The sequence below is a fragment of the Klebsiella quasivariicola genome (assembly GCF_002269255.1).
Classification (GTDB): Bacteria; Pseudomonadota; Gammaproteobacteria; order Enterobacterales; family Enterobacteriaceae; genus Klebsiella; species Klebsiella quasivariicola.
The window spans coordinates 4522211-4535593 of sequence record NZ_CP022823.1; the positions used below are offsets into that span (position 1 = coordinate 4522211).

A 13383-nucleotide genomic window follows, 5' to 3' on the forward strand; every position below is an offset into this window, starting at 1 on the left:
AAACTATGCAACGGCAACGCGGTTTCACGTTACTGGAAATTATGGTGGGGATCGTCATTCTCGGCATCCTCGCCAGCCTGGTGGTGCCTAACCTGATGGGCAACAAAGAGAAAGCAGATCGCCAGAAGGTGGTCAGCGATCTGGTGGCGCTCGAGGGGGCGCTGGACATGTATAAACTCGACAACAGCCGCTATCCGAACACCGAGCAGGGGCTGCAGGCGCTGGTGACCGCCCCGACCGCCGAGCCGCACGCGCGCAATTATCCGGAAGGCGGCTATATCCGACGTCTGCCGCAGGACCCGTGGGGAAATGAGTATCAGCTGTTAAGCCCCGGTCAGCATGGCGCCATCGATGTCTTCAGCGTCGGTCCTGACGGGATGCCTGACACCAATGACGACATCGGCAACTGGACGCTCGGGAAGAAATAGTGCCTCAGCGCGGTTTCACGCTCCTTGAGATGATGCTGGTTCTGCTGCTGATCGGCGTCAGCGCCAGCATGGTGCTGCTGGCGTTCCCCTCCGCCCGCACCCAGGAGGCCACGCAGATCCTGGCGCGCTTTCAGGCGCAGCTGGATTTTGTCCGCGAGCGCGGGCAGCAAACCGGCCAGCTTTTCGGGATCGTCATCCACCCTGACCGCTGGCAGTTTATGCGCCTGCAGCCTGCCGATGAAGGCGCTCCGGCGGCGGCCGACGACCGCTGGGGCAACGCGCAGTGGCTGCCGCTGCAGGCCGGGCGCGTCGCCACAGCGGAAAGCCTCCCGCGGGCCAGGCTGACGCTGCGCTTTCCCGATGGCCAGGCGTGGGATCCGGGCGAGCAGCCCGACGTGATCATCTTTCCCGGCGGCGAAGTCACGCCGTTTCAGCTGCGGATTGACGCCGCGACGGGCATCAACGTCGACGCCCAGGGCGACAGCCAGCCGCTGGCGGCGCGGGAGCAGCCATGAAACGTGAGGCCGGGATGACGCTTATCGAAGTAATGGTCGCGCTGGTGATTTTCGCCCTCGCCGGCCTGGCAGTGATGCAGTCCACCCTGCAGCAAACGCGCCAGCTTGGGCGTATGGAAGAAAAAATCCTCGCCAGCTGGCTGGCGGATAATCAGCTGGTGCAGCTGCGGCTGGAGAAACGCTGGCCTGCTCTTAGCTGGTCCGAAACCACCGTGGAGGCCGCCGGGACGCGCTGGTTCGTTCGCTGGCAAGGGGTGGAAACCGCGCTGCCGCAATTGCGGGCGCTGGACGTGGAGGTCCGACGGCAAAAAAGCGATCCCGCGCCGCTGGCGACCCTGCGCACCTGGGTGACGCCGCCATGATAACGAAAATGCGCGGTTTCACCCTGATTGAAACGCTGCTGGCGCTGGCTATCCTCGCCGTCCTTAGCGCCGCCGCCGTGATGGTGCTGCAGAACGTCATCCGCGCCGATGGCCTGACCCGCGAGAAGAGCCAGCAGATCGCCGCCCTCCAGCGCGCCTTTCGCCAGATCGCCGACGATGTCACGCACATCATTCCCCGTCGCGCCAGAAACAGCGACACGCTTTTCTTCGCCGGACGTTTCCAGTTGCAGAGCGACGACTGGGGGCTGGCCTTCAGCCGCAGCGGCTGGCCAAACCCGCTGGGGATCCTGCCGCGCTCGGAGATCCAGAACGTCAGCTACCGTCTGCGCCAGCAGCAGCTTGAACGGCTGAGCTTCGATCAACAGGATCCGCTGACCGGCAGCCAGCCGACGGTCCGGGTGCTGCTGCGCGAGGTGACGGCGTTTCGCCTGCGGTTTTACGCCGACGGGCGCTGGCAGGAGACCTGGGACCGCTCGCAGACGCTGCCCCAGGGGCTGGAGATCACCCTGACGCTGGCGAAAAGCGGGGAGATAACCCGCCTGTTTTTACTCACCCCGGGAGGCAGCCAGTGAAAAATCGGCAACGCGGCGTCGCGCTCCTGATGGTGCTGTTCATCCTAGCCCTGATGATGATCCTCGCCAGCGCCATGACCGAGCGCACCGCGGTCATGTATCAGCATACCGCCGTGACCCTCGATAATTTGCAGGCCAGATGGTACGCCCTGGCGGCGGAAAATATGGCCGCCGCGCTGCTGCAACGCGATGCGCTGGACTCACCCAGTCAAACGAACCTGGCGCAAAGCTGGGCGCAGGAGGGGCGCCGTTTTACCCTCGACGATGGCGAAATCCGCGCGACGATCCGCGACGGGCACGCCTGCTTCAACCTCAATGCCATTGACCATCGCGCGGACGAGGCTGGCGACGGAACGCCCTACCCGACCGACGTCTTCGTCCGGCTGCTGACGCTGCTCGGCGAGCCGCCGCTGCGCGCCAGCCAGATCGCCGCCGCCCTCGGTGACTGGACGGACAGCGACGGCCTGCCGCGGCTGAACGGGGCGGAGGACGAGGTCTATATGGCGCAAACCCCGGGCTATCTCGCCGCCAACCAGCCGATGCAGGATGTCAGTGAGCTGCGCCTGCTGGCCGGTATGGACGCCGCGCTCTACCAGCGCCTGCTCCCCTTCGTCTGCGTCCAGCCGGATGACGCGCTGCAGGTCAATATCAACACCCTGCGCCCCTCCCAGGCTGCCCTGCTGGTGGCCCTCTTTCCCGGCGATCTGACGCTGCAGGAGGCGCAACAGCTGCTGCACAACCGCCCGCGAACCGGGTGGAGCAGCGTCGCCGCCTTTCTCGCGCAGCCGACGCTGCAGAAAACCGATACCACGCTTGCCCGTCCCTGGCTGACGGTGCACAGCACACGCTTTATCGCCGCCTTTACCGTGGTGACCGGCAATCTCCGCTTTCAGCTGCACAGCGTCCTGCAACAATCGGGGCGCACCTTTACCGTCGTCCAGCGGCGATATGGACTCTCTATGGTGGTCGATGAATAAGATTAACGCTTCTCCCCAGGCCATGCTGATCGTGCGCCTCGCCGCTACGCAGGCGCCGCTGCACTGGCAACTCTTTGCCCCCGGCGAGCCGCACCACGAGGCCAGCGGCCGGTGGCCGGCTGACGACGCCAGCCCTTTCCCGGCGCTGGCGGCGCATTACCCTGCCTGGGTGCTGATCCCGGCCAGCGACTGCGCGTTTCACTCGCTCACCCTGCCAGCGGGCCTGCGTAAACCGCCGCTGCAGGTCGCCCCGTTTCTGCTGGAAGAGCAACTGGCCGACGATGTCGAAGCCACTCATTTTGCTCTGCTCCACCGCCAGCAGGCCCAGTGTGAGATCGTCGCCGTACAGCGGCAAAAAATGCACGACTGGCTGGCCCGCTGCGAGTCGCTCTCCTTAAGGCTCCTGGCGTTGACGCCCGACGTGCTGGCCCTGCCCTGGCATCCGCCGGCGTGGAGCGCGGTGCAGGCGGACGAGCAGTGGCTGATCCGCCACCAGCCATGGAGCGGCATGGCGGCGGAAAGTCCCTGGCTGGCGGAGCTGCTGCAGAGCGAGGCGGAAGAACCAGTCATCGACAGCTATTCACCGCCGCCCGCAGCGCCGGGCGTCTGGCGGGCGCAACCTGCGCAGACATTGCTGACCCTTGCCGCACGCCATCCGGCGGCGCTGAAGCTCAGTCTGCTGCAGGGGGAGTTCGCTCTCCGGCGGCGGCGGCTGGCGCAGGCGAGCTGGCGTCCGGCGCGGTATGCTGCGCTGGCTCTGGCGCTGCTGGTGGGGACAAACAGCGTGCTGGACCATCTCGATCTGGCGCGCCAGGCCGAGGCGGCGCAGCAGGCCAGCCGGGCCTTCTATCGCCACTGGTTTCCGGCGGAGAAAAAGGTAATTAATCCGCGACTGCAGATGCAGCAGCACCTGCAGGCTCTGGCCCGTCAGGCGCATCACGCCCCCCTTGTCGATCGCCTCAGCGCCTTGCAAAACATCCTCAGCGACACGCCAGGGATCCGTCTGCGGGCGCTGAGCTGGGATGCCGCGGGCAACCGTCTGCAGCTGGAAATCGCCGCGGTCTCTTCCCGGGCGCTGGAGCAGTTTACCCAGCGGGCGCAGCCGCGGTTTCGCGTCCGGCCGGGCGACATGATCACGAAACCGGATGGCATTGAAGGACAACTGACGCTGGAGGAAATCGATGGCTAATCTGCTTATCTGGTGGCGGCAGCGCACACCGTCCGAGCAGCGCCTGCTGCTGTGCCTCGCGGGGCTGCTGGTGGTCTGCGCCCTCTGGTATGGACTGTGGCAGCCCTGGCGAGCCCGCGAGGCGCAGTGGCGGCAAACCCTGGTGAAAGAACAGGCCAGCCTGCGCTGGATGACGGAGCAGGCTCCGCGCCTGCAGCAGCTCAGCCAGCAGCCCACGCCTGCGGCAAAAGAGGCCCTCACCGCGCTGGTGATGCGCGAGGCGGCGAGCCACGGGCTGGCCGTCGTCCGCCTGCAGCCGCAGGGAAAACGTCTGCAGGTCACCCTCCAGCCCTGTACCTTCCAGGCGCTGATCGACTGGCTGGACGCCCCGGCGATGCGCGGCGTCAACGCGGTTTCGCTGTCCGTGACCGGGCAGCCGTCGCGGCCCGGCTGGGTCACGGTCAACCATCTGCTGCTGGAGCGCGACGATGAAAGCTAAAGCGATCGCCGGTGGACTGCTGCTGGTGCTCTATCTGTTGTGGCTCGCCGCCACGGCTCCGGCGCGCCTGCTGACCCCCATGCTGCCGCCCGGCGTTCAGGTGGGCCACCTCAGCGGCAGCGTCTGGCGCGGCGAGGCGCAGCCGATCTACTGGCATGGCGAACGGCTTGAACGACTGGCGTGGTCGCTGACCCTGGCTGGCTGGCAGATCGCGCTCAGCGATCCGCGCGGGGTGGAAGGCCAGGCCCGGCTGTGGGGCCTGCGCGAACTGAGCCTGCAGGAGGGGCGGCTCACCGCTCCCGCCAGCCTGCTCAGCCGCTGGTTGATGCCAACGATGCCGGTCAGCGCGGATGGGGAAGTCACCTTCACCCTCACCGAAGGGCGGTTCAGTGACGGGCGCTGTCGGCAAATTACCGCCGGTGGCGCGCTGTGGCGGCAGGCCCGACTGCACTCCCCGGTCGGCAGCCTGGAGCTGGCTCAGGTTAATGGCACCTTCCGCTGCACGGCAGACGGCGCCGTGGCGCTGACCCTCCGTCAGGACTCTCATCAGCTGAGCCTCAGCGGCCAGGGAACCCTGTCGCCCGATGGCCGCTATCTGTTTCGCGGTACGCTGCAGCCCCGGCAGGGGATGCCGCCGCTGCTGGCACTGCTGGTCACGCGCCCGACAGGGAATAACGCCCCGGGCCCGACGCCGTGGCAGCTACAGGGAAAATGGTTACACCAGGAGCAAAAATGACGACATTAGCCGCATTATCGCTGCACTTCCCCCTTGTCTGGTATGGCTTCCTGCTGCTGTTCGGTCTGGCGCTGGGCAGCTTTTACAATGTGGTGATCTATCGTCTGCCGCGCATGCTGACCCAGACCGCGGACGATGAGCGGATAACCCTCAGCACCCCGGGATCATCCTGCCCGCAGTGCCGCCAGCCGATCGCCTGGCGGGACAATATCCCGCTGCTCAGCTTCTTCTGGCTGGGCCGTCGCGCCCGCTGCTGTCAGGCGAGCATCGCGTGGAGCTATCCGCTGACCGAGCTGGCCACCGGCCTGTTGTTTATGCTCGCCGGGGCATTGCTCGCGCCGGGCCTGCCGCTGGCGGGCGGGCTGGTGCTACTCTCGTTCCTGCTGATACTGGCGCGGATTGACGCCCGGACCCAGCTGCTGCCCGACCGTCTGACGCTGCCCCTGCTGTGGGCCGGGCTGCTGTTCAATCTTAACGAGGTGTACATTGCCCTGCCGGAGGCGGTCGCCGGGGCGATGGCCGGTTATCTGGCGCTGTGGTCGGTGTACTGGCTGTTCCGCCTGCTGACCGGGAAAGAGGCGCTGGGCTATGGCGATTTTAAGCTGCTGGCGGCGCTGGGCGCCTGGTGCGGCTGGCAGGTTCTGCCGCAGGTGCTGTTGCTCGCTTCGGCCAGCGGGCTGGTATGGACCCTGCTGCAACGCCTGTGGACCCGGCAGTCGCTACAGCAGCCGCTGGCCTTTGGCCCCTGGCTGGCGCTGGCGGGAGGGGGCACTTTTCTCTGGCAGCAGATGGTCTAGCGTTTACGAGCCGACTGGCCGGGCAGGATACCGCCCGGCAGCGGCGGCTACGAATATTTTTTGCTACGGCGGGTCGGGGCGGTGTTGGCCGGATCGTCCGGCCAGACGTGTTTCGGGTAGCGTCCCTTCATCTCTTTCTGCACCTCACGGTAGCTCCCCTGCCAGAAGGCGCTCAGGTCGCGGGTGATCTGCAGTGGACGCTGGGCGGGCGACAGCAGCTCCAGCACCAGCGGCACTCGCCCCTCGGCGATCACCGGGTTCGTGGCTTCGCCGAACATCTCCTGCATACGCACCGCCAGCGCCGGCGGGTTTTCCGCATGGTAGCGGATCGCCAGACGACTGCCGGTCGGCACGGTATAGTGCGTCGGCAGCTCGCGATCCAGCTTCTGGCGCAGCGGCCACGGCAGCCAGTCCTGGAGCGCCTGACGCAGATCCAGCGCCTTCAGCGCCCGCAGGGAATGGACGCCGTTCATCTGCGGCAACAGCCATGCCTCCAGCGAAGCCAGTAGCGAAGCGTCATCCACCGCGGGCCATGCCTCTTCCGGCAGCCACTGCGCCGCGCAGTGCAGCCGCAGGCGCAGCTGCTCGGCCTCTGGCGTCCAGTTAAGCACCCCGAGGCCTTTCTCACGAATACCGTTGAGCATCGCCTGATGCAGCTCCGCCTCAGAGGGCTTCGCCAGCGGCTGGGTCTTGATCACCAGCTGGCCTATTACCGTCCGCCGCCAGGCTTTCAGGGTACCCTGGGCCTCATCCCACTCCACCGTGTCGGAACGCTGCGCCAGCTCGGGACGGGCGGCGATCAGCTCGCCGATATCCACCGGCAGAGCCAGCAGCATGCGGGCATCCGGCGAGGCGCTGCCCTGCAGCAGCAGCGGAGCGATCAGCCACTCGTGGCGGCCGAGCGCGTCGTCGGCGTCCAGCATCGCGCCCATGCCGTTCGCCAGCTGGTAGCGCCCCTCCTGGCCGCGGCGACGAGCGATGCGATCGGCGAAGGCCGACGCCAGCAGCGCCGCCATTTCTCCGGCATCGGGCTGGCCGCCGCGGCGGGCCAGACGCTTCATCAGCTGCTGCGCCCGCTGCTGCCAGTTGGCCTGCTGGCGGGAAAAGACAGCGCCCAGATCCACCAGCCCGCCGCGCGGCGGCTCCTCGAGGATCGCCGCCAGCCTGGCCGCTGTCGCCGCCTCGTCATCGGTCTGCGCAGCGGCCAGCATCGCCGCCAGCCGCGGCTCGTTGCCAAGGGTCGCCATTTTGCGGCCAAACGCCGACAGCCGCTCGCCGTCCAGCGCCGACAGCGCCTCCAGCAGGCGGCGCGCAGCGGCCAGGTTGACCGCCGGCGGTTGATCCAGCCAGGCCAGGGCGGCCGGATCGTGGCAGCCCCACTGCAGCAGCTCCAGCAGCAGCGCCGACAGATCGCTGTGCAGGATCTCCGGTTCGCTCTGCGCCGCCGCCCGTTCGGCCTGTTCTTTGCCGAGCAAATGCAGGCAGATCCCCGGGGAGAGGCGTCCGGCGCGCCCGGCGCGCTGCGTCATTGATGCCTGGCTGATGCGCTGCGTCACCAGCCGGGTCAGCCCGGTGCGCGGGTCGAAGCGGGCGACCCGCTCCTGGGCGCTGTCGACCACCAGGCGGATCCCCTCGATGGTCAGACTGGTCTCGGCAATGTTGGTGGCCAGCACCACTTTGCGCTTTCCGGCTGGCGCCGGAAGGATCGCTTTGCGCTGCTCGCTTAAGGGCAACGCGCCATACAGCGGGCAGAGAATGACATCCTCCGCCACGCGCTCCGTCAGCTGTTCCTGAACGCGCTGGATCTCGCCGACGCCGGGCAGAAACAGCAGCATCGACCCCGGTTCCTGCCGCAGGAGATCCGCCGCCGCGACCGCCACCGCCTCATCAAAACGCTGGTGCGCGGAGAGCGGGCTGAAGCGACGCTCCACCGGATAAGCGCGCCCCTCCGAGACCACCACCGGCGCGTCAGGCAGCAGACGCTGCAGGCGATCGTTATCGAGGGTCGCCGACATAATCAGCAGCTTGAGATCGTCACGTAACCCCTGCTGGACGTCGAGCAGCAGGGCCAGGGCCAGATCCGCCTGCAGGCTGCGCTCGTGAAACTCATCGAGGATCACCAGCCCCACGCCCGCCAGCTCTGGATCGCGCTGGATCATGCGCGTCAGGATCCCCTCCGTAACCACCTCCAGGCGGGTCTGCGGCCCGACGCAGGTTTCGGCGCGCATGCGGTAACCCACGGTCTCCCCCGCCTTTTCGCCAAGTAATTCAGCCAGCCGCTGCGCGACATTACGCGCCGCCAGGCGCCTCGGCTCCAGCAGGATAATGCGTCCCGCGATGTGGCCCTCGGCGAGGATCTGCAGCGGCAGCCAGGTCGATTTCCCGGCGCCGGTCGGCGCATTGAGCAAAACCTGCGGCGCATGCTGCAGGGCGGATAACAGTTCTGGGAGGACAGCGGCAACCGGCAATGAGGACACAAAAGGCTCCGGGGGTTAACATTCAGGGGCTCGCATTGTAGCATCCCCCTAATTCATTACCGAGTCTCTATCATGTCTGAGCCGAAAAGGCTGTTTTTTGCGCTTGAACTGCCGTCTGTCGTCCAGAAGCAGATTGTCCAGTGGCGGGCAACGCACTTCCCCGAAGATGCCGGCAGGCCCATCGCGGCGGATAATCTTCATCTGACGCTGGCGTTTCTCGGCGAGGTGAGCGCGGAAAAACAGCGGGCGCTGGCCGCCCTTGCCGGCCGCCTGCGTCAGCCGGGCTTTACCCTGACGCTGGACGATGCCGGACAGTGGCTGCGCTCGCGGGTGGTGTGGCTCGGAACCCGTCAGCCGCCGCGCGGCCTGCTGCAGCTCGCCAGCATGCTGCGCGCTCAGGCGGCGCGCAGCGGCTGCTACCAGAGCCCGCAGCCGTTTCACCCGCATATTACCCTGTGGCGCGACGCCCGCCAGGCGGTGCCGATCCCGGCTCCCGGCTTTCGCTGGACGTTTCCGGTGAACGAGTTCGTGCTGTTTGAGTCCAGCTTTAGCCGCGGGCGCACGCGCTACACGGCGCTGGAACGTTATCCGTTTGATAAGGAAAGTTGATGCAGTTTGATCCGCCGTTGCAGCCCGCCATTTTGCTTAAACGTTACAAACGATTTCTTGCTGACGTGGTCACCCCCGATGGTCGCGAGCTGACGCTCCACTGCCCGAATACCGGGGCAATGACCGGTTGCGCCGCCCCGGGCGACACCGTCTGGTATTCCACCTCGGCCAATGCGAAGCGCAAATATGCCCACACCTGGGAATTAACTGAAACGCAGCAAGGCGCGATTATTTGCGTCAATACGCTGCGCGCAAATTCGCTGGCGAAAGAGGCGATTTCTGCCGGGATAATTCCTGAACTTTCAGGCTATAACCAGCTGAAAAGCGAAGTGAAATATGGCGAAGAAAATAGCCGTATCGATATTATGTTACAGGCAGATGACCGACAAAACTGCTATATTGAAGTGAAATCGGTTACGTTGGCGGAGAAAGAATACGGTTATTTCCCCGATGCAGTGACCACGCGCGGCCAGAAGCACCTGCGGGAGCTGATGGCCGTCGCGGCGAATGGCGACCGCGCGGTGATTTTATTTGCCATCCTGCATTCGGCAATTGACCGTTTTTCTCCCGCGCATCATATTGATGCCAGATACGCACAGCTGTTAACAGAAGCCCAGGACAAGGGGGTGGAAATTCTCGCCTGGAAAGCGGAACTTTCTACGACGAGGATGACTCTGAATAAGCCGATCGCCGTGGTGTTAAACCCCGGTAAATAAGTGGCTAAATAGTGTTCGGGTCGCAAGCGCGAATACGCTTTTCTTCACAGGGTTGTCAAGTGTAACGTTTAGATAATTGCTATCCGGAAAAGCATCTGCTATTTATAGCGGCCTGATTTTCCCCCACATGGGGATCGATAGTGCGTGTTAAGGAGAAGCAACATGCAAGAAGGGCAAAACCGTAAAACATCGTCCCTGAGTATTCTCGCCATCGCTGGGGTGGAGCCGTACCAAGAGAAACCGGGCGAAGAGTATATGAACGAAGCCCAGCTGGCGCACTTCAAGCGTATTCTTGAAGCATGGCGTAATCAACTCAGGGATGAAGTGGATCGCACCGTATCGCACATGCAGGATGAAGCAGCTAACTTCCCGGACCCGGTAGACCGTGCCGCCCAGGAAGAAGAGTTCAGCCTGGAACTGCGTAACCGCGACCGCGAACGTAAACTGATCAAAAAGATCGAGAAAACGCTGAAAAAAGTTGAAGACGAAGACTTCGGCTACTGCGAATCCTGCGGCGTGGAGATCGGCATTCGCCGTCTGGAAGCGCGTCCGACAGCGGATCTGTGCATTGACTGCAAAACCCTGGCGGAAATTCGCGAAAAACAGATGGCGGGCTAATCCCCTGCTGCCTCACTCTCTGGCGGGAGTCTCTCCCGCCTGGTTCTGTTGTCCGTACCATGACTGACTCACACTATATAGGGCGCTTTGCTCCCTCCCCCTCCGGTGAACTCCACTTCGGCTCTCTGATTGCCGCGCTCGGCAGCTACCTGCAAGCCCGCGCGAACCAGGGTATCTGGCGTGTTCGTATTGAAGATATCGATCCACCGCGCGAAGTCCCCGGGGCCGCCGATACCATCCTGCGCCAACTTGACCACTATGGCCTGCACTGGGATGGCGACGTGCTCTGGCAGTCGCAACGGCACGAGGCCTACCGCGAGGCGCTGGCGTGGCTGGGCGAGCAGGGGCTGAGCTACTACTGCACCTGCACCCGTGCGCGGATCCACGCCGTCGGCGGGATTTACGATGGTCACTGCCGCGACCTTGGGCTGGGGGCGGAAAACGCCGCGCTGCGCCTGCGCCAGACTCGCCCGGTGCTGCAGTTTAGCGACCGCCTGCGCGGCACGCTCGTCGCCAATGAGCCGCTGGCGCGGGAGGATTTTATTATCCACCGTCGCGACGGGCTGTTTGCCTATAATCTGGCGGTGGTGGTCGATGACCACTTCCAGGGGATCACCGAGATCGTTCGCGGCGCCGATCTGATTGAGCCGACGGTGCGGCAGATTTCGCTGTATCAGCATTTTGGCTGGCAGGCCCCGGACTATCTCCATCTGCCGCTGGCTCTCAATGCTGACGGGAATAAACTCTCTAAACAAAACCACGCGCCGGCGCTGCCGGAAGGCGATCCACGCCCCGAAATCGTCCGGGCGCTCCGCTTTCTGAATCAGGCAATCCCCGGGGAGTGGCAGGCCCTGAGCATCGACGATTTACTCGCCCAGGCCGTCGCCAACTGGCAGCCGGCGAAAATCGAGCATTCTCAAATGGCTCCCGCTGAGCTATGATTAGCCGCTATTTTTACACTGTACAGTTGATCTGAAGTCCGTCTGACACTACGAGGTGCACCATTTTTACCCGAGTCGCTAATTTTTGCCGTAAGGTGCTAAGCCGTGAGGAGCGCGAGGCAGAAGCCGCCGTCGAACCAACGCCTATGACGGTGATCCCGCGTGAGCAGCATGCTATTTCCCGCAAAGATATCAGTGAAAACGCCCTCAAGGTCATGTACCGCCTCAACAAGGCGGGCTACGAATCCTGGCTGGTCGGCGGCGGCGTCCGCGACCTGCTGCTTGGCAAAAAGCCAAAAGATTTTGACGTCACCACCAACGCCACGCCGGATCAGGTACGCAAGCTGTTCCGCAACTGCCGTCTGGTTGGGCGACGTTTCCGCCTGGCGCATGTCATGTTCGGGCCGGAAATTATTGAGGTCGCCACCTTCCGTGGCCATCACGAAGGGCACACCACCGATCGCGTCACCTCCCAGCGGGGCCAGAACGGCATGCTGCTGCGCGATAACATCTTCGGCTCGATCGAGGAAGATGCCCAGCGTCGCGACTTCACCATCAACAGCCTCTATTACAGCGTGGCGGACTTTACCGTCCGCGACTACGTCGGCGGTATGAAGGACCTGCAGGATGGCGTGATCCGCCTGATCGGCAATCCGGAAACCCGTTATCGTGAGGATCCGGTGCGGATGCTGCGCGCCGTGCGCTTTGCCGCCAAGCTGAATATGACCATCAGCCCGGAAACGGCTGAACCGCTGCCGCGCCTGGCCGCCCTGCTCCACGACGTGCCACCGGCACGTCTGTTCGAGGAGGTGCTCAAGCTGCTGCAGGCCGGGTATGGCTACCAGACCTACATGCTGCTGCGGGAATACAACCTGTTCCAGCCGCTGTTCCCAACCATCACCCGCTACTTTACCGAGCGCGGCGACAGCCCGATGGAGCGGATCATCAGCCAGGTGCTGAAGAATACCGATACCCGCATTCATAACGACATGCGCGTCAACCCGGCTTTCCTCTTCGCAGTGATGTTCTGGTATCCGCTGCTGGAAACGGCGCAGAAAATCGCCCAGGAGAGCGGTCTGGCGTACTACGACGCCTTTGCCCTGGCGATGAACGATGTGCTGGATGAAGCCTGCCGCACGCTGGCGATCCCTAAGCGCATCACCACCCTTATTCGTGATATCTGGCAGCTGCAGCTGCGCATGTCCCGTCGCCAGGGCAAACGCGCCTGGAAGCTGATGGAGCATCCGAAATTCCGCGCCGCCTATGACCTGCTGGAGCTGCGCGCAGGCGCCGAGAACAACCACGAACTGCAGCGCCTGACCAAATGGTGGGGCGAATTCCAGGTCGCCGCGCCGCCGGCGCAAAAAGATATGCTCAACGACCTCGGGGACGATCCGGCGCCGCGCCGTCGCCACCGTCGTCCGCGCAAGCGCGCGCCGCGCCAGGGTAACGCATGACCCTGGTCTATATCGCCCTTGGCAGTAACCTTGCTTCTCCCCTGGAGCAGGTACAAGCGGCTATCCACGCGCTTGGCGATATTCCGCACAGCCGCGTGGTAAACGTCTCTTCGTTCTACCGCACGCCGCCGCTGGGCCCGCAGGATCAGCCGGACTATCTCAACGCTGCCGTTGCGCTGGACACTACGCTGACCCCTGACGCGCTGCTCGATCACACTCAGCGCATCGAGCTGCAGCAGGGACGAGTGCGTAAAGCCGAACGCTGGGGGCCGCGTACGCTCGACCTCGACATCATGCTGTTTGGCGACGCGGTCATCAACAGCGAGCGCCTGACCGTTCCGCACTACGATATGAAAAACCGCGGCTTTATGCTCTGGCCGCTGTTTGAGATCGCTCCTGACCTCCGTTTTCCTGACGGCCTGGCGCTGCGCGCCGTGCTGGATAATCTCGGCGCGGAAAAGCCCGCCAGCTGGTAATCCCCTCGCCTTTT

General features: G+C 64.4%; 16 protein-coding genes. 15 read left to right on the plus strand and 1 reads right to left on the minus strand.

All coding sequences use genetic code 11. The features are described from left to right. Positions 1 to 5: 5 nt before the first annotated feature. Genes gspG through B8P98_RS22890 form a run of 9 tightly spaced genes read left to right on the plus strand, consistent with a single transcriptional unit; the run spans position 6 to position 6075 of the window. Entirely contained in the window at positions 6 to 428 is a 423-nt protein-coding gene (gene gspG / locus B8P98_RS22850) for a type II secretion system major pseudopilin GspG (RefSeq protein ID WP_087805054.1), read from the plus strand. Continuing rightward, a complete protein-coding gene (gene gspH, locus B8P98_RS22855; protein WP_087805056.1) occupies positions 428 to 943 on the plus strand; it encodes a type II secretion system minor pseudopilin GspH in 516 nt (171 codons plus the stop codon). Before gspG ends, gspH begins: the two co-directional genes overlap by 1 nt. Then, positions 940 to 1305, plus strand: coding sequence for a type II secretion system minor pseudopilin GspI (gene gspI / locus B8P98_RS22860; protein ID WP_002889025.1), 366 nt, complete (start codon positions 940 to 942; stop codon positions 1303 to 1305). Before gspH ends, gspI begins: the two co-directional genes overlap by 4 nt. Then, positions 1302 to 1898 carry a type II secretion system minor pseudopilin GspJ gene (gene gspJ / locus B8P98_RS22865; protein WP_087805058.1) on the plus strand — a complete coding sequence of 199 codons (597 nt, stop codon included), beginning with the start codon at positions 1302 to 1304 and terminating at the stop codon, positions 1896 to 1898. The genes gspI and gspJ overlap by 4 nt, the downstream gene beginning before the upstream one ends. Beyond that, positions 1895 to 2875 carry a type II secretion system minor pseudopilin GspK gene (gene gspK / locus B8P98_RS22870; protein WP_025714376.1) on the plus strand — a complete coding sequence of 327 codons (981 nt, stop codon included), beginning with the start codon at positions 1895 to 1897 and terminating at the stop codon, positions 2873 to 2875. Before gspJ ends, gspK begins: the two co-directional genes overlap by 4 nt. After that, positions 2868 to 4064: a type II secretion system protein GspL gene (gspL, locus tag B8P98_RS22875; RefSeq protein WP_025714375.1), complete on the plus strand. Its 1197-nt coding sequence runs from the start codon at positions 2868 to 2870 to the stop codon at positions 4062 to 4064. The genes gspK and gspL overlap by 8 nt, the downstream gene beginning before the upstream one ends. Continuing rightward, positions 4057 to 4542 (plus strand): type II secretion system protein M, encoded by a 486-nt coding sequence (locus B8P98_RS22880; RefSeq protein ID WP_025714374.1) that lies wholly within the window; start codon positions 4057 to 4059, stop codon positions 4540 to 4542. The genes gspL and B8P98_RS22880 overlap by 8 nt, the downstream gene beginning before the upstream one ends. Further along, positions 4532 to 5278 carry a type II secretion system protein N gene (locus B8P98_RS22885; RefSeq protein ID WP_025714373.1) on the plus strand — a complete coding sequence of 249 codons (747 nt, stop codon included), beginning with the start codon at positions 4532 to 4534 and terminating at the stop codon, positions 5276 to 5278. Before B8P98_RS22880 ends, B8P98_RS22885 begins: the two co-directional genes overlap by 11 nt. Further along, the gene (locus B8P98_RS22890; RefSeq protein ID WP_087805062.1) at positions 5275 to 6075 is read left to right on the plus strand and encodes a prepilin peptidase; all 801 of its coding nucleotides are present in this window, start codon (positions 5275 to 5277) and stop codon (positions 6073 to 6075) included. The genes B8P98_RS22885 and B8P98_RS22890 overlap by 4 nt, the downstream gene beginning before the upstream one ends. Positions 6076 to 6122: 47 nt before the next feature. Here the strand turns inward: B8P98_RS22890 and hrpB are convergent, their stop codons facing one another. Beyond that, positions 6123 to 8552 (minus strand): ATP-dependent helicase HrpB, encoded by a 2430-nt coding sequence (hrpB, locus tag B8P98_RS22895; RefSeq protein ID WP_095033432.1) that lies wholly within the window; start codon positions 8550 to 8552, stop codon positions 6123 to 6125. A 72-nt stretch (positions 8553 to 8624) separates the two neighbouring features. On the opposite strand from hrpB, the gene thpR reads away from it, so the two are divergent. The 6 genes from thpR (at position 8625) to folK (ending at position 13369) form a co-directional block, all read left to right on the plus strand. Then, on the plus strand, positions 8625 to 9161 hold the full coding sequence (gene thpR / locus B8P98_RS22900) for an RNA 2',3'-cyclic phosphodiesterase (protein WP_087805066.1): 537 nt from the start codon (positions 8625 to 8627) through the stop codon (positions 9159 to 9161). Continuing rightward, positions 9161 to 9877, plus strand: a complete 717-nt coding sequence (gene sfsA, locus B8P98_RS22905) for a DNA/RNA nuclease SfsA (RefSeq protein WP_087805068.1) — start codon at positions 9161 to 9163, stop codon at positions 9875 to 9877. The genes thpR and sfsA overlap by 1 nt, the downstream gene beginning before the upstream one ends. A 162-nt stretch (positions 9878 to 10039) precedes the next feature. Continuing rightward, entirely contained in the window at positions 10040 to 10495 is a 456-nt protein-coding gene (gene dksA / locus B8P98_RS22910; RefSeq protein ID WP_002888845.1) for an RNA polymerase-binding protein DksA, read from the plus strand. 59 nt (positions 10496 to 10554) lie between these two features. Beyond that, entirely contained in the window at positions 10555 to 11436 is an 882-nt protein-coding gene (gene gluQRS / locus B8P98_RS22915) for a tRNA glutamyl-Q(34) synthetase GluQRS (RefSeq protein ID WP_087805070.1), read from the plus strand. Between the two features lie 62 nt (positions 11437 to 11498). Next, a complete protein-coding gene (gene pcnB, locus B8P98_RS22920; protein WP_071993306.1) occupies positions 11499 to 12893 on the plus strand; it encodes a polynucleotide adenylyltransferase PcnB in 1395 nt (464 codons plus the stop codon). Further along, positions 12890 to 13369: a 2-amino-4-hydroxy-6-hydroxymethyldihydropteridine diphosphokinase gene (gene folK / locus B8P98_RS22925; protein WP_025714104.1), complete on the plus strand. Its 480-nt coding sequence runs from the start codon at positions 12890 to 12892 to the stop codon at positions 13367 to 13369. Before pcnB ends, folK begins: the two co-directional genes overlap by 4 nt. Positions 13370 to 13383: the final 14 nt, after the last annotated feature.